General features: G+C 45.5%; 16 protein-coding genes and 1 other annotated feature. Of the genes, 15 read left to right on the top strand and 1 reads right to left on the bottom strand.

Annotation, left to right across the window (positions count from 1 at the left end):
* The first annotated feature begins 11 nt into the window (after positions 1-11).
* The 4 genes from V6W81_RS20185 (at position 12) to V6W81_RS20170 (ending at position 6,141) form a co-directional block, all read left to right on the top strand.
* Positions 12-794 (top strand): RNA-binding protein, encoded by a 783-nt coding sequence (locus V6W81_RS20185; protein ID WP_145045581.1) that lies wholly within the window; start codon positions 12-14, stop codon positions 792-794.
* Positions 795-1,033: 239 nt separating this feature from the next.
* A complete protein-coding gene (locus tag V6W81_RS20180; RefSeq protein ID WP_338540173.1) occupies positions 1,034-1,543 on the top strand; it encodes a DivIVA domain-containing protein in 510 nt (169 codons plus the stop codon).
* Between the two features lie 58 nt (positions 1,544-1,601).
* Positions 1,602-1,891: a binding site (T-box leader), on the top strand.
* Positions 1,892-2,485: 594 nt separating this feature from the next.
* The gene (gene ileS / locus V6W81_RS20175) at positions 2,486-5,584 is read left to right on the top strand and encodes an isoleucine--tRNA ligase (protein ID WP_338540172.1); all 3,099 of its coding nucleotides are present in this window, start codon (positions 2,486-2,488) and stop codon (positions 5,582-5,584) included.
* Positions 5,585-5,799: 215 nt separating this feature from the next.
* On the top strand, positions 5,800-6,141 hold the full coding sequence (locus V6W81_RS20170) for a DUF5665 domain-containing protein (RefSeq protein ID WP_145045577.1): 342 nt from the start codon (positions 5,800-5,802) through the stop codon (positions 6,139-6,141).
* Between the two features lie 33 nt (positions 6,142-6,174).
* Here the strand turns inward: V6W81_RS20170 and V6W81_RS20165 are convergent, their stop codons facing one another.
* On the bottom strand, positions 6,175-6,912 hold the full coding sequence (locus V6W81_RS20165) for a TraR/DksA C4-type zinc finger protein (protein WP_145045575.1): 738 nt from the start codon (positions 6,910-6,912) through the stop codon (positions 6,175-6,177).
* Between the two features lie 222 nt (positions 6,913-7,134).
* On the opposite strand from V6W81_RS20165, the gene lspA reads away from it, so the two are divergent.
* The 11 genes from lspA to V6W81_RS20110 all read left to right on the top strand — a co-directional run bounded on the left by lspA (position 7,135) and on the right by V6W81_RS20110 (position 17,288).
* Positions 7,135-7,629: a signal peptidase II gene (lspA, locus tag V6W81_RS20160; protein WP_056696177.1), complete on the top strand. Its 495-nt coding sequence runs from the start codon at positions 7,135-7,137 to the stop codon at positions 7,627-7,629.
* Positions 7,630-7,717: 88 nt separating this feature from the next.
* Positions 7,718-8,620 (top strand): RluA family pseudouridine synthase, encoded by a 903-nt coding sequence (locus V6W81_RS20155; RefSeq protein ID WP_397349653.1) that lies wholly within the window; start codon positions 7,718-7,720, stop codon positions 8,618-8,620.
* A gap of 108 nt (positions 8,621-8,728) precedes the next feature.
* Positions 8,729-9,982 (top strand): LL-diaminopimelate aminotransferase, encoded by a 1,254-nt coding sequence (locus V6W81_RS20150; RefSeq protein ID WP_056696180.1) that lies wholly within the window; start codon positions 8,729-8,731, stop codon positions 9,980-9,982.
* Positions 9,983-10,191: 209 nt separating this feature from the next.
* Positions 10,192-11,082 (top strand): decaprenyl-phosphate phosphoribosyltransferase, encoded by an 891-nt coding sequence (locus tag V6W81_RS20145; protein WP_145045887.1) that lies wholly within the window; start codon positions 10,192-10,194, stop codon positions 11,080-11,082.
* Between the two features lie 36 nt (positions 11,083-11,118).
* The gene (locus V6W81_RS20140) at positions 11,119-11,751 is read left to right on the top strand and encodes an HAD family hydrolase (RefSeq protein WP_145045571.1); all 633 of its coding nucleotides are present in this window, start codon (positions 11,119-11,121) and stop codon (positions 11,749-11,751) included.
* Positions 11,752-11,777: 26 nt separating this feature from the next.
* Entirely contained in the window at positions 11,778-12,068 is a 291-nt protein-coding gene (locus V6W81_RS20135; protein ID WP_338544034.1) for an EamA family transporter, read from the top strand.
* On the top strand, positions 12,055-12,375 hold the full coding sequence (locus tag V6W81_RS20130) for a permease (RefSeq protein ID WP_260985298.1): 321 nt from the start codon (positions 12,055-12,057) through the stop codon (positions 12,373-12,375). Before V6W81_RS20135 ends, V6W81_RS20130 begins: the two co-directional genes overlap by 14 nt.
* A gap of 80 nt (positions 12,376-12,455) precedes the next feature.
* Positions 12,456-13,772 (top strand): DUF6080 domain-containing protein, encoded by a 1,317-nt coding sequence (locus V6W81_RS20125; RefSeq protein ID WP_338540170.1) that lies wholly within the window; start codon positions 12,456-12,458, stop codon positions 13,770-13,772.
* A gap of 613 nt (positions 13,773-14,385) precedes the next feature.
* Complete coding sequence (gene pyrR, locus V6W81_RS20120) at positions 14,386-14,949, top strand: bifunctional pyr operon transcriptional regulator/uracil phosphoribosyltransferase PyrR (RefSeq protein ID WP_145045564.1); 564 nt, start codon at positions 14,386-14,388, stop codon at positions 14,947-14,949.
* Entirely contained in the window at positions 14,949-15,860 is a 912-nt protein-coding gene (locus tag V6W81_RS20115; RefSeq protein ID WP_145045883.1) for an aspartate carbamoyltransferase catalytic subunit, read from the top strand. The genes pyrR and V6W81_RS20115 overlap by 1 nt, the downstream gene beginning before the upstream one ends.
* 123 nt (positions 15,861-15,983) lie before the next feature.
* A complete protein-coding gene (locus tag V6W81_RS20110; protein WP_338540169.1) occupies positions 15,984-17,288 on the top strand; it encodes a dihydroorotase in 1,305 nt (434 codons plus the stop codon).
* Positions 17,289-17,578: the final 290 nt, after the last annotated feature.

Raw genomic sequence — 17,578 nt, 5'->3', positions numbered from 1 at the left:
GGTGAGCATAGATGAGTGGTGAAATTTACGAGCATTTTAGTCATGACGAGCGAGACTTTGTGGATAAAGCCTCCGATTGGATAGAACGTGCAGGTAAGTATCATGATATGAAGCTTACTGATTTTCTTGATCCAAGACAGGTTTTTATTTTGCAAACACTTGTGAATCGCCGTGATGATGTACAGATTCGTTTGGACGGTGGTTATGAAGCGGCTGAACGTAAACGCGCGTTGATTGCACCTGACTATCGTTATCTGGATGATGAGGACATGGGTATGCAGGTGATGAGTATTACGTCGGATGACCAGAAGATTAGTGAGCTGGAGCATGGGGACTATATGGGTGCCCTGCTCGGGCTTGGGATGAAGCGGGGTAAGATTGGAGATATCCAAGTGCTGGATGACGGATGCCACACTGTAGTGGCTGCGGAGACCGGCGCTTTTTTATCGCTTCAATTGAATCAGGTGCACCGTGTACATGTCTTCACAGAATTGTTGCCGATTGATCAGATGAAATGGTCAGAGAGCAAACTGGACACCATGGACATCACGGTCGCTTCGTTGCGTCTGGATGGAATCTGTGCAGATGTTTACCGTTTAAGTCGCAGTAAAGTCCTGGTGCCTATTAAGGCAGGGCGTTGCCGTGTGAACTGGAAGGTGGAAGAGGATCCTTCCAAATCATTGAAGGCTGGCGATGTGGTCTCGATTCAAGGTTTTGGCCGTTTCAAGGTGCTGGAGCAGGATGGTATGACCAAAAAAGGACGCTGTCGCGTAAAAATCGGCAAATTTGCCTAGATGTGTTGCAGGAAAACAAGCTTTCTTGTCGAAATGTTTAAAATAAAGGTGTAAAAAACATTCGATGTTTCCGATATACATTGGAGTGCAAAGGGTTATCCTAACCGATACAGATCACAAGGTGGTCTAGCCGTTTACTCGTATAGATCTCTACGCGATTCTGCATACGGATTTTTGGGTTGAACCCATATGCTGCAAACCCTTCTCAAGGGAAGGAACTTTTACAGGAGGTGGACAGCATGCCATTAACGCCGCTGGACATACATAACAAGGAATTTTCCCGACGCTTGCGTGGGTATGACGAGGATGAAGTCAATGAGTTCCTGGATCAAGTCATCAAAGATTATGAAGGCGTCATTCGCGAAAACAAAGAACTGAGCAATCAGTTGCTGTCCGTTCAGGAGAAACTGGATCATTTTGCAACCATTGAGGAAACGCTCAGCAAAACGATCATTATCGCGCAGGAAGCTGCCGATGATGTGAAGAATAACGCGAAGAAGGAAGCACAGTTGATCGTGAAGGAAGCAGAGAAAAATGCGGACCGCATCGTCAACGAATCTTTGGCTAAATCGCGTAAAATTGCTCTAGAAGTGGAAGAGCTCAAGAAGCAAGCTTCCATCTATCGTGCTCGTTTCCGTACACTTGTTGAAGCACAGCTTGAATTGTTGTCTCAAGATGGTTGGGAAGCGCTGGAGAGCCGGGAGCAGGAAGTCCGTGATCGGGAGCGGGGAATGAAGGAAATTTATTAGTCCACGTGCCTGGTTGACTTTTGTCTGCAAAGAGGCTATAACTATATTCATAATGAATAGTGATTCCATGACGGGTTCAGTACGTTATGATCTCATCCCTCAGAGAGTTGGCATATCGGTGCAAGCCAATGGATGAGTTATAGCCGAATATCTCCCCGGAGAAGTGACGCTGAAGCGGTGATACTGTGCCGTGCGTAAGCGAAACCGTGAGCCGAACGTTATATCGGCACCCTGCTGAAGTTAGCGGGGCATAAGCGCTGTTGATGACAGAGCATACCCAATTGTATTGGATGTGGTTTGTGATGAACAGAATTAGGGTGGTAACGCGAGCACAACCTCGTCCCTTTCCAGGGATGAGGTTTTTTTGTGTCTAAAAAAGGGCGAACGTCCATGAGCCCCGCAGGGAGCTCAAGGAGAGAGCCATTCGCCGTCCGGGCGAAGCGGACGGCCCAGGGGTTCGCTGAGGCGAACGTCCATGAGCCCCGCAGGGAGCTCAAGGAGAGAGCCACTCGCCGTCCGAGCGAAGCGGACGGTCCAGGGGTTCGCTAAGGCGAACGCCCATGAGCCCCGCAGGGAGCTCAAGGAGAGAGCCACTCGCCGTCCGAGCGAAGCGGACGGCACAAGGGTTCGCTAAGGCGAACGTCCATGAGCCCCGCAGGGAGCTCAAGGAGAGAGCCAACCGCCGTCCGGGCGAAGCGGACGGCAACCGAACTCTCGCAGTGAGGCTCTGCGGCGTTCACGCAGGGAACGAGCCGCATAAGAGCCGGCGGGTCGTACGGAAACCGCATCCCACAGCGCCGCAGACTCTCTCTAGACAAACCCATCCCGGGTGTCCAGAGGGCGGAGCGCCTATGGGGTCCCCCTTGGTAAGGGGGATTCAGGGGGATTGAAACGCTTTTGTGGACGGTCCACAATTCAACAGCTGAAAGGAAGATGATCATCATGCAACGAGTTGATGTCAAAGAAAAAGCGCGGGCTAGAGAGCTACGCATGTTAAACAAATGGAAAACAGAGAACACATTCCAGAAATCAATTGAGAATCGTGAAGGTAAGCCAAACTTTGTATTTTACGAAGGACCACCAACAGCTAATGGTAAGCCGCATATCGGACACGTATTAGGTCGGGTTATCAAGGACTTTGTAGGACGTTATAACACCATGAAAGGGTACCGTGTCGTTCGTAAAGCAGGTTGGGATACACACGGACTTCCCGTTGAATTGGGTGTACAGAAGAAGCTGGGTATCTCTCATAAATGGGAGATCGAGGATTACGGTGTAGAGAAATTCATTAATGAATGTAAAGCCAGCGTGTTTGAATATGAACAGCAATGGCGTGACCTGACAGAAGGAATCGGTTATTGGACAGATATGGATCATCCATATATCACGTTGGATAACAACTACATCGAGAGTGTATGGAACATCTTGGCGACAATCCATGAGAAGGGGCTGCTCTACCGCGGTCACCGTGTTAGTCCGTATTGTCCTTCTTGTCAAACAACGCTTAGCTCCCATGAGGTTGCACAAGGGTATAAGGATGTTAAAGATCTAAGTGCTACAGCGAAGTTTAAGCTGGATGACAGTGGTGAATTTGTCCTTGCTTGGACAACAACGCCTTGGACACTTCCTTCTCACGTAGCACTTGCAGTGAATCCAGATATGGACTACTCCCGTGTGCGTCAAGATAACGAAGTATATATCATGGCAACTAATCTTGTAGAGAAAGTGATGAAGGACGCCAAAGGGGAATATGAAGTAGTTGGTGCGCTGAAGGGTTCTGATTTGGTTGGTAAAACGTATAGCCCTCCGTTTAACTACGTACAAGCTGAAAAAGCCAACATCGTCCTTGGAGCAAGCTTCGTAACAGATGCAAGCGGTACGGGTATCGTACACATGGCTCCTGCCCATGGTGAGGATGACTACCGTGTATGCCGTGAGAATGGAATCAGCTTCGTGAACATGGTGGATCTTGAAGGTAAGTTTGTGGCTGAGGTTACGGACTTTGCCGGACGTTTCGTGAAGGACTGTGATATTGATATCGTACGTTATCTGTCGGAGAATGGGCGTTTGTTTAGCAAAGAAAAATATGAGCACAGCTATCCATTCTGCTGGCGTTGTGATACACCACTTCTGTACTATGCAATGGACAGTTGGTTTATCCAAACGACAGCGATCAAGGATCAACTCATCGCAAACAACAGTGATGTAGAATGGTATCCAGGTCACGTTCGTGAAGGCCGTTTCGGTAAGTTCCTGGAAGATCTGGTGGACTGGAACATCAGCCGTGACCGTTATTGGGGAACTCCGCTCAACATCTGGGTATGTGAAGAGACAGGAGAACAATTCGCTCCACATAGCATCGCTGAATTGCGTGCACGTGCGGTAGGGGATGTGCCTGAGAATTTGGAACTGCACAAGCCGTATGTAGACGATGTGAAGGTTATGAGCTCTTGTGGTAAATACGAGATGACGCGTACACCAGAAGTCATCGACGTTTGGTTTGACAGTGGATCAATGCCGTTTGCTCAACAACATTATCCGTTTGAAAATAAAGAAACCTTTGAACAGCAATACCCAGCAGATATGATCTGTGAAGGTATCGACCAAACTCGTGGCTGGTTCTACAGTTTGCTTGCGGTTTCTACACTTCTGACAGGCAAAGCGCCTTACAAAGCGGTAATGGCAACAGGTCACGTATTGGATGAGAGTGGACAGAAAATGTCCAAATCCAAAGGTAATGTCATCGACCCTTGGGAAGTTATCGAAGAATATGGTACAGATGCATTCCGCTGGGCTTTATTGTCTGACAGTGCACCATGGAACAGCAAACGTTTCTCCAAAGGGATTGTCGGTGAAGCTAAATCTAAAATGGTGGATACACTTGTCAACACACACGCATTCCTAACGTTGTATGCCACGATTGATGGATTTGATCCACAGGAGCATCCGTTCAAGCTCTCTTCACACAAGCTGGATCGTTGGATTCTATCCAGACTGAACAGTCTGATCCTGGTTGTAGAAAAAGCGCTCGCTGTGAATGATTACTTGAATTCTTCCAAAGCGATCGAAGCGTTTGTGGATGAGCTGAGCAACTGGTACATCCGTCGTTCCCGTGACCGTTTCTGGGGAGCTGGATTAACCGAAGATAAACTGGATGCCTATCGTACACTTACTGAAGTGCTCGTGACTACAGCGAAGCTGGTGGCTCCATTTACACCGATGCTGGCAGAGGATATCTATCTGAACCTGACTACGGGTGAAAGTGTGCATATGGAGGATTATCCGGTAGCTCAAGAGGCTTGGATTGATCTGAAGCTGGAGCAGGATATGGAGACAGCACGCCGGGTCGTTGAATTGGCTCGTAACGTACGTAACGAAACAGGCATCAAGACACGTCAGCCATTGTCCGAGTTGATCGTATCACTAGATAAAGGCTTCGACTTGGATAGTTATGAAGAGATCATCAAGGAAGAGATCAATGTGAAGGGAATCCGTACCGAGAATGATGATGCGGAATTCGTTGATTTCTCTTTGAAATTGAACTTGAAAGTTGCAGGGAAGAAGTATGGTAAAAATGTTGGATTCCTGCAGAATTTCTTCAAAGGCATGTCCGCTGACGAAACTCGCAAAGTTGTTACAGAAGGTGTACTGAATGTGGTTTCTCCAGAAGGAGAAGAACTGCAAGTGACCCAAGAGGAACTGCTGGTAGATAAGCATGCCAAATCAGGTTTTGCTTCTGCGTCAGGTTATGGTTTGACGGTAGCGCTCAATACGGAAATCACAACAGAGCTGGAACAAGAGGGCTGGGTTCGTGAAGTCGTTCGTGCTGTTCAGGATACTCGGAAGAAGCTGGATCTACCAATTGAGAAAAGAGTCCGTTTGACACTGGACGTAGATGCAGAGCTTCAAGCAGCCATTCAGGCGTTTGATGATGTACTGCGTGAGAATGTCCTCGTAACTGAAGTTACATTTGCTAAAGTGGATAACATGGTACAGATCGAAGCTGGTGGCAAAACGTTCGGTGTTTATATCGAGGCGTAATGTCTTTATCTGAAGCTTGCGTACAGGTTGAATGAGCCGTGATCTCAGTTACGATGGAGTAGCTCCATTTTAAATGGGACAGAATATAGCGTAAATATCAAACGAGCCTTAGATGCAAGGATGAAAATCCCTGTATCTTGGCTCGTTTGGTTTTTCGGCAAATGGGCAATGATTGCTATTGTGCAGTCACTCTATTCTAAAGGACTGAGCGAAACATGAACGATAACGAGAAACAAGGTGCCTCACCCTTGTCAGCAACGAACGAAGCAGATGATAAGATCGGAGAGCTTCATACGTTAACTAATCGAATTGCCAATGAGCTCGAACGGTCACGTATTGCTCAATATACAGAGCTGTTGAACCGACCGTGGAAATTAATCGGACTTAACCTGTTATCTGGAACTGCCCGGGGTGTAGGAATTGCCATTGGCTTTACCTTTTTTGCAGCAACCATCATTTATGTGTTACAGGTACTGGGAGCACTTAATCTACCTATTGTAGGTGATTACATTGCGGATATCGTCAGAATCGTACAACGCCAGCTCGAACTGAACTGAGCACCCTTTGATCTTTGAAAAGACGGTAGAGGGTCAGTAAAGATCGTCTGAAGATGAATCAGGCTCGAGAAGGTTATCACCTTCTCGGTTTTCTAGATACTGTCGATATTGCCGATTGCGGACGATGGACACGTCATGACCATAGATGTCGGTTGCAACAAAGCTCTCGTAGGCTTCAACACAACCTTCAATCTCATCCGTGGCCTCGATTGCCATGACGTCATAACTATCAATATCTCGGCCTTCAGCCATCGCCGGTGAATTAGAGCTTCCCCAGCTTTCAACGATCTGCCATGCATCTTCGCCATCGAAGCCATTTTGATCATCTCGTTCATCCAAGCTGGTTCGGCCAAATGCAGGAGCAAGAAATTCCTCCTCCACCGGTCGATTCTCAGAAACAACGGTCTCGGGTTGATGTTTTTTGCAGTATTTGGTGTAAGGAACTGCCTGCATGCGCTCATAATCAATGGGTTGCTCACAGACAGCACATATGCCGTAATGTCCCTCTTGAATGGCATGAAGAGCAGAATCAATTCGCTCCAATTGGAACTCATCGTGCTCCAGTAAGGAAATATCTTTCTCGCGGTCATACATCTCGGTAGCTAGATCACCGGGATGGTTATCGATTGGGGATAATTCACCTGTCTGAAATCGCATTGAATCACCAAGACCATAGTGTTCGTTCTGCTTGAGCCTATGCTCAATATCCTGCTTCTCAGTAATAAGCTGAGATTGAAGGGATTGTAGTTGTTTGCCTGTAAAATGTGACATCATGTTCCCCCTTTCTGCTCCGTGCATAAGCCGGATGTGGACTCTACTGTAGGATGTACCAATGCTTGCAGGATTACAGAAGGGAAATGTTATCGTTTTTACCAACCGATCTGCAGCACAGCGCGCCCGTGGACGATTTCTAAACAGCTGTGCTACAATGAACAAGTCTGGCATTAAGCCTGGTATCGTTTGGAAAAGACAAGATCGGAGTGACAAACAAACGTGGTGTATTATATCCTCGCTTTTATCGTATTTTTGGTGGATCAGGGAACAAAATTCTTAATTGCAACTCGGATGGAACTAAGAGAAGAAATCCCAGTGATCGGCAATTTCTTTGTCATCACATCACATCGCAACTCGGGTGCAGCCTTTGGCATATTACAGGATCAACGTTGGTTCTTTATTGTCGTTACTTTGGTTGTCGTTGTTGCATTGGTCTGGTATTTGCAAAAGGTAAAGGATACCCCGCACAAATTGCTGCCTATAGCGCTTAGTTTAGTGCTTGGTGGAGCAATTGGAAACTTTCTTGATCGCGCATTAACCGGAGAGGTTGTCGATTTTATCCAGCTTAATTTTGGAACCTATACGTTCCCTATCTTTAATATCGCTGACTCGGCAATCTGTATTGGTGTAGCACTGATCATCATCGAAACCTTGCTTGAGGGACGTCGAGAGAAAGCTGCTGCACAGACTGAAAGGAATGAACACCATGAGTAATTTACACAAGGAAGAACACAATAACGAGAACACATCAACTGAGGAACTGCACATGAATGTTGATGATGAGATCACGAACGATGAACGTATGGAATGGATCATTTCTCTTGACCATAAGAAGGAACGGATCGACAAATATATTACTGAATCTATAGATAATGTATCGCGTTCTCAAGTACAGCTATGGATATCAGAGGGAAATGTTACTGTGAATGGCGCTGTAGTCAAAGCAAATACGAAATTAGCAGAAGGTGATCTTGTTGTACTGCAGATCCCTGAGCCGAAAGCAGTAGAGATCATTCCTGAAGATATTCCACTTGAAGTTGTATACGAGGATAGTGACGTTATCGTCATTAACAAACCTCGGGGGCTTGTTGTGCATCCGGCACCTGGACATACATCGGGTACGCTCGTGAATGCGCTGATGCATCATTGCAAAGACTTGTCCGGGATTAACGGAGAACTGCGTCCAGGCATTGTGCATCGTATTGATAAGGATACATCGGGTTTACTCATGGCTGCCAAAAATGATCGGGCGCATGCCTCATTAGCTGCACAGCTTAAGGATCATAGCGTCAATAGACGGTATATCGCGCTTGTTCATGGCCACTTAAGCCATGATCAGGGCACAATTGATGCACCCATTGGACGAGACACCAATGACCGTAAAATGTTTACGGTAACGGAGCGGAACAGCAAACATGCTGTTACTCATTTTAACGTGACGGAGCGGATCAACGACTATACCTTGTTGGAACTGAAGCTGGAGACAGGACGAACCCATCAGATTCGTGTGCATCTGAAATTTATCGGACATCCGCTTGTGGGGGATCCGGTGTATGGACGAAACAAAGGCATCAAAATGCAAGGACAGGCATTACATGCTGCGATCTTGGGTTTTGTTCATCCGACAACAGGAGAGTATCTGGAGTTCTCTGCTCCGATTCCGCAGGATATGGAAGATGTGCTCTCCTCACTACGTAGCCGCTGACATCTCGCGAAAGTACAAATGTTCAGATACTTTGTCCATGGCTAAGCCTGCGCAAATGCTTCATATTAAAGTGTAGAAATTTGCGTCAAACGAGGAGATGAACACGTAATGAGTATCGATAAATATCAAGAAACGTACATTCAAACTAATTTTGCCGACCGCATTGGCGGCTCCAACTATGGTAAAGACACAAACATTTATAAATTTGAGAAAATTAAACGCGCTAAAGCTTCAGCCAAAAAGGATTTCCCTGATGTAGAGCTGATTGACCTTGGTGTTGGCGAGCCTGATGAAATGGCAGATGCAGGTATCGTAGCTGCGCTGGCACAAGAAGCTTCCAAACCGGAGAACCGTGGTTATGCGGACAATGGTATTCCAGAATTCAAGGAAGCTGCTGCAGCTTACCTGAAGAACGTATTTAACGTGGATGGCATTGATGCAGATACGGAAATCGTGCATTCCATCGGTTCGAAGCCTGCACTGGCTATGATGCCTTCTTGCTTCATTAACCCAGGCGATGTAACGATTATGACGGTGCCAGGATATCCAGTAATGGGTACGCACACGAAATATCTTGGTGGAGAAGTGTTCAACATTCAGTTGACGAAAGAAAATAACTTCTTGCCTGATCTGACAGCGATTCCTGAAGACATCGCCAAACGTGCGAAATTGCTTTATCTGAATTACCCAAATAACCCAACGGGTGCAAGTGCAACGGTAGAATTCTTCACCGAGGTTGTGGAATGGGCGAAGAAATACAACGTGGTGGTTGTCCATGACGCTCCTTATGCAGCCCTTACGTATGATGGCAAAAAACCATTCAGCTTCTTATCTGTACCTGGTGCAAAAGACGTTGGGGTTGAGCTACATTCCTTGTCTAAGTCCTACAACATGACAGGTTGGAGAATTGGTTTCGTAGCGGGTAATCCGCTTGTAGTCAAAGCATTCAGTGATATTAAAGACAACAACGATTCCGGTCAATTCATCGCGATCCAGAAAGCTGCTGCTTATGGATTGAATCACCCGGAAATCACTGAAAAAATTGCAGAGAAATATTCCCGTCGTCATGACATGCTTGTTGCTGCATTGAACGAACTGGGCTTCCAGGCTGAAAAACCTAAAGGTTCATTCTTCCTTTATGTTGAAGCTCCGAAAGGTGTAGTTGGTGGACGTCGCTTTGAGTCTGGGGAAGATTTCTCCCAATTCTTGATCCGCGAAAAATTGATTTCTTCTGTACCTTGGGATGATGCAGGCAATTTTGTTCGTTTCTCCGTTACCTTTGTAGCGCAAGGAGAAGAGGAAGAGAAACGTGTTATTGCTGAAATTAAACGCCGCCTAAGCGATGTGCAGTTTGAATTCTAATGAACACTTTTAGTTCAACACAAACTTTTGTTTGAATAGGATAGATCACAGAAGAGACCGATATCGGTCTCTTTTTTTTGATTTTAAGGGTAAATTCCCCTTTACAAAAATATACAAGCAACATATGATAAAGTCTTTACGTTGTTTGTATAGACAGAAGTTGTTATTGAAGGGAGTTATGGAAATTGTTATCTTCACGTACGAACTCAGTGTCAACTAGTTCAGTAGGAACTGGGAACACTCTATCAGGATTATTGCGATTGTTAAGGCCTAAACAATGGACCAAAAATGCATTATTATTTGCAGCATTATTGTTTTCTTTTGAAGAAATTCGCACAGAAACGGTTCTAACGACGATACTTGGTTTTATTTTATTTAGTCTGGTTGCAGGCTGCGTATATATTCTGAATGATTATGTGGACAGAGAAAGGGATCAGCAACATCCGGTGAAGAAATTCCGCCCACTTGCCTCAGGACAGGTTAACCCGACGCATGCCCTTCTATTTGGTGCTTTGCTGTTGATTGGATCTGTAGGAACAGCATTTGTGGTCAACCCGATATTCGGCGTATTGTGTATCGTGTACTTTATACTGAATGTATCTTATTCATTTGTGCTGAAACATCTTGTGATATTGGATATGATGACCATTGCAGCTGGCTTTGTGTTACGGGCAATTGCAGGTGGAGTGTTAATTCATGTTCCTTTTACTCCTTGGTTTTTAATCTGTACGCTGTTACTTTCACTTTTTCTGGCCATTGGAAAACGGAGAAACGAACTTACTTTGCTTGAAGGCAATACAGGCTCTCATCGTAAGGTTCTTGATAACTATTCGATTACCTTATTGGATCAGTTTAATACCATTGTTACAACAGCAACGATTATTAGTTACTCGTTATTTACATTTACGTCGGATCGAACGATACACCTTATGTGGACGATTCCTTTAGTCATTTATGGTATGTTCCGTTACTTGTATTTGATTCATATGAAGAACCAGGGTGGTTCGCCTGATCGGGTATTATTTGAGGACAAGCCTATACTCATTACCGTAATTCTGTATGTGATTAGTGTAATCTGCATTTTTGCTATTTTTGAATAAGGTGTTTGTGATTTCTGGAGCGTAAGGGGGATCAAAGTGAGAAGTACAAAAATTGCGATATTTGATATTGATAAAACGATTATACGTACCGATTCCATGTTTCAATTCGTGCATTATGGTGTTCGACGTTATCCAGGACAATCGTGGAGATTACCTGTGATTGCTCTACACACACTGATGTTTAAGGCAGGACTTATGAGTGTTGAACGAGTCAAACGCTCGTATTTTAAAGGGATTGAACGCATGACGGAAGAAGATCTAAGTCATTTTTTTGACTCCAGATTGCGGAAAGCTATCTTTGCTGAAGCCAGTGTGGAGATGCAACATCGCAAGGAAGCGGGTTATCATGTTTTGCTCGTTACAGCATCTCCACATGCGTACATGAAATATTTTGAGAACTTCCCTTGGGTCGATCACGTAATTGGAACAGAACTTGTACGCCATGATCAAGGATATACCTGTACCGTTGAAGGTTTGAATTGCAAAGGTGAGGAGAAGGTGCGACGTATACAAGCATATCTCGATCAGAAGGGCATGGTGATTGACTACGATCAGTCCTGCGCTTACTCAGATTCCTTGTCTGATATGCCGGTGATGCAGCTCGTGGCACAGCGGTATTTTATCAACAGACATGTGCCGGAGACGGAGGCGTTATCGTGGGGGAAGTAAGAATTCGCCATACGGGAAAGCTGCTAATGCTTATCTCTGCTTTTCTTACAGCGACAGGTCAACTGTTCTGGAAATGGGGACTGACGGACTGGTTTTTCTTGGGTGCCGGCTTCGTATGTTACGGACTGGGTGCAATTTTGATGATCAAAGCCTTCGCGTTGGAAAAGTTGTCAGTTGCTTATCCCTTGATGTGTGCCAGTTACATTTTTGCTCTGATCTATGGATATTTCCTACTCGGTGAGGAGATTACCGTCCAAAAGCTGGCAGCCGTTGTATTGCTCGGAATTGGGGTGACATTGACTAGTGTTGATCGATAGCTGGATGATTGTTGTGCTCATTGTGATGACGTTATGCGGGGCGATGGGGGGGGCAGGATTGAAAGCCTATGCAACCAGCCGCAGACGAATACATGTATTGATGGGACTCGGCTTCTATGGTACAGGAGCACTGCTGAATATTTTATTATTGAAGTTTCTGCCACTGACGGTGGTATTACCTGCCAATGCCCTCACTTATGTGTGGACGCTGTTTATCGCTCGATTTGCATTTAAGGAAAATGTCGGCACACTGCGCTGGTTAGGTGTCATTTGCATCATGGGCGGGTTATGTTTTCTCGTACTGTAGTCCGGGCGAGGCTATTCTAAATACAGCTTGGTCTGAAGTTCATAACATGTTTTGTAATCAAAGAAATTGGATGTGAGTGCATGAAATTTTCAGAATACATATTTTATAATCGCAAAACAAATTGGGCAGCACTGTACTTGTTCGTTGGTTTTGCCCTTTTTTATGGTGTCATGAATCTGGCATACGTAAGTTATATCTCGGAAAATGCAGATCGCTTGGCAGTCTACTCGCCATTTAGTACACATCTTTTTCCGCTTAATTTATTCAATTTCGATCCATCGATGTATTACGGAACCAATAGCTCATCCATCATTCATCCGCTAATTTCGTTTATGGCTCTTGCTCTGGGCGCTGGGGCGCAGTTGTTAGGTGGCAATGGATTCTTTCTCGTCCTGCAATCCTTTATAAACGCTGCTTCTGTTGTATTGGTATTTGTTTTTCTAAGTAAGAAGGACAGAACGATCACGATACCGTTACTTTTTGCGCTTTTATTTGGCTTCAGTTCATATCTGATGTTCACGGCTCTGATTCCTGATTCCTACCCATATGTTCAATTTGTTATCTTGTTATCTGTGATATATCTGCAATATTCTCGCGAACAGAATGAAGTTCGTGTTGTACCTCATGCTGTTCTGGCCACTGTGAATTTTGGGTTAACATCAACCAATATTGTTCCATTTGCTGCTGCATTGTTTGGCAATATGCGGACGTGGAGAAGTAAGGCTGGATGGACAAAATTTATCGGGATTATGTTATTGGCAGGTGCCTTGATTGTAATATTTACCGTTATTCAATATGTATCCCTCGGTGGACGAAGCTGGGTAACCAATTGGCTGCTGGGTATTCAAAACGGAGGAACGAGTTATGCAACACCTTTTCAGTTCGCCGTTCACTGGAAAGCACTGAATTTATTAACCATTAATCCGATCTTAACGCCAAAAGTTATTTTGCTTGACCCGAGCATGGTTGCGTTTGTCACAGATCTCACACGATCCAATCCAATATATGTGCAAATTACAGGAGTGTTCATCTTGCTTCTTGCTCTAACCGGAGCAATCAAAGGTATTCGGGAACGTGAAGTTTGGACACTGCTTCCTTATATTATTTTTGCATTTTTGCTTCATATTGTCGTTGGCTTTGGACTCGCCGTATTCCAATATGACATGTATCTGTATGCTGGGCATTATTTGTTTGCTTTCTTCCTATTAGGCGGAGGATTTGTTATTGGTTTACGTCAGGGAACGGGAAAAAAAGTTCTGGTTGGTTTATTGATCGTAAGTATACTCATAACAGCAGGCAATAATATATATCGTCATATGGAGACACTCACGACCATTAAACAATCTTACGAGCAATTAGGGAAGAAGGCTGTTGTTGAGTCGCAGAGTTGGAATTAATCCGTCGATTATCCTATCGGGATAACAAATAATGATGTGCCTATTCATGAAAAAATATCTTATCGTACTGTTCCATTAAATACATTCACGAAACCTTTTATAACCCTTTTCCGCATTATCAATGTGGGAAAAGGGTTATTTTGGTGTACAGCCTTGAATAATTACCTATGGATAAATATACAGATTTATTGTATAATTATGAATAACGAATGAAATGTAGTGTGCATGGATGTTTTTCAGCCCTAATGCTGATTCTAAGAGAATCACAGCAGAGGAATTTCGCCTGTTATGGTGAGGTGTTGACAGGGGGTTGTCTTTCTGTCATAATTCATGAAGATAAAACGACCTGATGGATAACAGTACCCTGTGAGGTACTGCCAGATGGACGTCATGAATAGCACCTTTAAATCAGTCCCGTGAGACTGGCAAGGTAACGTGAACGATACATCGTTTATTTGCTGCGGCAAACGAAACGGTGCATCCCCGAGAGTAAACTTTCTTCAGCGTAGACTGAAGTTTGGAGACTCCTTGCCATTAAACACGGCAAGGAGTCTTTTTTGTTCTCCTCGTCACGGGGCCATGATCTGAAAGGAATCCTGAGGAGGCTGAACGCATGAGCACAGAAACACATGTCATTATGGATGAAACGGCGATCCGCCGAGCTTTAACAAGGATTGCCCATGAGATATTGGAGAAAAACAAAGGCATTGACGGATGCGTACTTATTGGAATTCGAACGCGGGGTGTGTACCTTGCGGAACGAATTGCAGCCAAGATCGAAGAGATCGAAGGTACGCCAATCCCCTGGGGAGAACTGGATGTAACCCCTTATCGTGATGATCGCCTTGATGTAGCTGGTGAGACACGGAAGGAACTTTTGATTATGACACCTGAATCACTTTCCATTCATAACAAAAAAGTGATTTTGTTCGATGATGTGCTGTATACCGGTAGAACGATTCGTGCAGCAATGGACGCTCTAATGGATTGCGGAAGACCGCAAAACATTCAACTGGCCGTTCTTGCGGATCGCGGTCACCGCGAGCTTCCGATTCGCCCTGATTTTATCGGCAAAAATGTGCCGACTTCCAAATCAGAGGAGATCGAGGTTGCACTCATGGAGACGGATGGACAGGACGAAGTCAAAATCATTCAGAACCGGGGGGAGCAAGCATGATGATTACACAACCAGCATTGAAAGATCGCAGCCTGCTAGGACTTAAAGAACTAAGTCGTGGAGAGATTGAATCAATCCTAAACAGAGCGGCTCACTGGGAAGCGCAGCAAGAGAAACTTGTCCCTGTTCTAGAGTCACGATTTGTCGCTAACATGTTCTTCGAGAACAGCACACGCACTCGGTTCTCCTTCGAAATGGCAGAGAAACGACTAGGTGCGCAAGTGCTGAACTTTACTGCAGCGGCGTCCAGTGTAGAAAAAGGCGAGTCCATCTACGATACGGTGCGTACCCTTGAATCTATGGGCATTGATGCAGGGGTTATTCGCTTGAAGCCTTCAGGGGTTCTGCAACAGTTGGCGCAAAAAGTGAACGTGCCGCTGGTGAACGCGGGAGACGGCAATAACGAGCACCCAACTCAGGCTTTGTTGGATCTGTACACGATGCGCAAAGCGTTTGGTGAGCTAAAAGGTCTGCGTGTTTCCATCATCGGAGACATTAAGCATAGCCGGGTCGCTCGATCCAACCTGTGGGCGTTGCAGAAGTTTGGTGCAGATGTACGTTTCTGTGCTCCAGAAACGATGCAGGCACCTGAACTTGCAGAGCACGCTCCTTATGTAGAGCTGCCAGATGCTTTGGATGCGGATGTAGTCATGATGCTTCGGGTTCAACTCGAACGTCACAAGCAAGGAATTATTACCTCGGCAGAGGATTATCGCGAACACTACGGATTGACGGAAGAACGGGCGGCAAGCCTTAAACCAAGTACCATCATTATGCATCCAGCACCTGTAAACCGTAACGTCGAAATTGACGACGCGGTTGTCGAAAGTGCGGCATCGCGGATTTTCCCGCAAATGGCGAACGGAGTTCCAATCCGCATGGCGGTTATGGAACGTGCGATGAAGCTGTAGCAACGTTGGGCTCAAGGGCATAGGCTTACGGATGAGAGTTCTTATAGAGCAATAAGAGGGTAAACGATAAACCAAATCATCCGGCTTCTAGGAAGTCGGACAGAACCGAAGCGGAGGGCAATCATGGTACAGATTATTAAAAATGCAAATGTCTTGAATCAAAAAGGGGAACTTGAACGGAAAAGCATCATTATAGATGAAGGAAAGATTCAAGCTATCGCTGGAGTGGAAGACGAGGCCGTACAACTTGCGGAAAAGTCAGCTGAGCGTATAACGGACGCTTCAGGCAAACTGGTTATCCCAGGGCTGATTGACATGCATGTGCATCTGCGCGAACCGGGATTCGAACACAAAGAGACGATCGAAACAGGCGCGCGGTCAGCGGCACAAGGCGGTTTTACTACGATTGCATGTATGCCAAATACTAGACCTGTAACCGACAATCCGGATATCGTGAAGCTGGTACTGGATAAAGCGAAGGAAGCTGACCTGGTTAAAGTGCTGCCATATGCGGCGATCACCAAAAATGAACTTGGTCGTGAGCTTACCGACTTTGCCGCACTGAAAGAAGCGGGTGCGATTGGATTCACGGATGACGGAGTTGGCGTACAAAATGCGCAAATGATGAAGGACGCGATGACTCTTGCAGCAAGTATGGATATGCCGGTTATTGCCCACTGTGAAGACGATTCACTGGTTGTGGGTCGCTATGTGACCGAAGGGGAATTCTCCAAACGTCACGGCATCAAAGGCATCCCGAATGAATCCGAAGCGATTCATGTTGGGCGGGACATCCTGCTAGCTGAAGCAACGGGAGTTCACTACCATGTATGCCATGTCAGCACAGAACAATCGGTTCGCTTGATCCGCTTGGCGAAGTCCATTGGAATCAAGGTAACTGCTGAGGTATGTCCGCACCATCTGCTCTTATCTGATGAAGATATTCCGGGTATGGATTCTAACTGGAAAATGAACCCACCGCTACGCTCACCACGTGATGTGCAGGCTTGCATTGAAGGCTTGCAGGACGGAACGCTGGATATGATCGTAACGGATCATGCACCGCATAGCGAAGAAGAGAAAGCAAAAGGAATGGAACTTGCACCATTCGGAATCGTCGGCTTCGAAACAGCTTTCCCACTTCTCTACACGAAGTTTGTGGAGACAGGAATCTGGACACTCGACTTCCTGGTTAAACGAATGACTGCTGATCCAGCACGAGTATTCCGACTGGATACAGGTAAGCTTGAAGAGGGTGCTCCAGCCGATATTACGATGATTGATCTGAATCAAGAACAAGCAGTTGATCCATCTACATTTGCTACTAAAGGTAGAAATACACCATTTACAGGATGGAAGCTAAAAGGCTGGCCTATGCAAACGTGGGTAGATGGCAAAAGCGTATGGAATAACACGGTACAACAGTAAATTGGTAAATTACTGAACTGATACGGATTAATTCTTATTCTACAAATGTTAATGAGTAACATCTTTATAACTAACTAACTCGAGGCAGCTTATGCCGAGAGTCCAATATAAGAAACAAGCACGTTGAATGCAGTCTTTTGAACTTGGACGCTGAAGTAACTGCGGAGCGGGCAGAAAGAACCCGAAGAAGCGAAGCGCTCGCCATTATCACCGGATTACATCAATTGAAAAATTGATTAAAAAGTAATCAGGAGATAACAGCGATCGCAGGGCTTTCTGTCCGCGGAGCC

This window comes from Paenibacillus tundrae (genome assembly GCF_036884255.1).
Taxonomy (GTDB): Bacteria; Bacillota; Bacilli; order Paenibacillales; family Paenibacillaceae; genus Paenibacillus.
Note: the sequence above shows the minus strand (reverse complement) of the source record. Positions and strands in the feature narration are given on the sequence as shown.

Excerpts from the sequence above, each read along its gene's own strand:
- pyrR (WP_145045564.1), top strand. The coding sequence starts at position 14,386 with ATGAGCACAGAAACACATGTCATTATGGATGAAACGGCGATCCGCCGA.
- V6W81_RS20110 (WP_338540169.1), top strand. The coding sequence starts at position 15,984 with ATGGTACAGATTATTAAAAATGCAAATGTCTTGAATCAAAAAGGGGAA.
- V6W81_RS20170 (WP_145045577.1), top strand. The coding sequence starts at position 5,800 with ATGAACGATAACGAGAAACAAGGTGCCTCACCCTTGTCAGCAACGAAC.
- V6W81_RS20115 (WP_145045883.1), top strand. The coding sequence starts at position 14,949 with ATGATTACACAACCAGCATTGAAAGATCGCAGCCTGCTAGGACTTAAA.
- V6W81_RS20150 (WP_056696180.1), top strand. The coding sequence starts at position 8,729 with ATGAGTATCGATAAATATCAAGAAACGTACATTCAAACTAATTTTGCC.
- ileS (WP_338540172.1), top strand. The coding sequence starts at position 2,486 with ATGCAACGAGTTGATGTCAAAGAAAAAGCGCGGGCTAGAGAGCTACGC.
- V6W81_RS20165 (WP_145045575.1), bottom strand. The coding sequence starts at position 6,912 with ATGTCACATTTTACAGGCAAACAACTACAATCCCTTCAATCTCAGCTT.
- V6W81_RS20125 (WP_338540170.1), top strand. The coding sequence starts at position 12,456 with ATGAAATTTTCAGAATACATATTTTATAATCGCAAAACAAATTGGGCA.
- V6W81_RS20180 (WP_338540173.1), top strand. The coding sequence starts at position 1,034 with ATGCCATTAACGCCGCTGGACATACATAACAAGGAATTTTCCCGACGC.
- V6W81_RS20155 (WP_397349653.1), top strand. The coding sequence starts at position 7,718 with ATGGAATGGATCATTTCTCTTGACCATAAGAAGGAACGGATCGACAAA.
- V6W81_RS20185 (WP_145045581.1), top strand. The coding sequence starts at position 12 with ATGAGTGGTGAAATTTACGAGCATTTTAGTCATGACGAGCGAGACTTT.
- V6W81_RS20135 (WP_338544034.1), top strand. The coding sequence starts at position 11,778 with ATGCTTATCTCTGCTTTTCTTACAGCGACAGGTCAACTGTTCTGGAAA.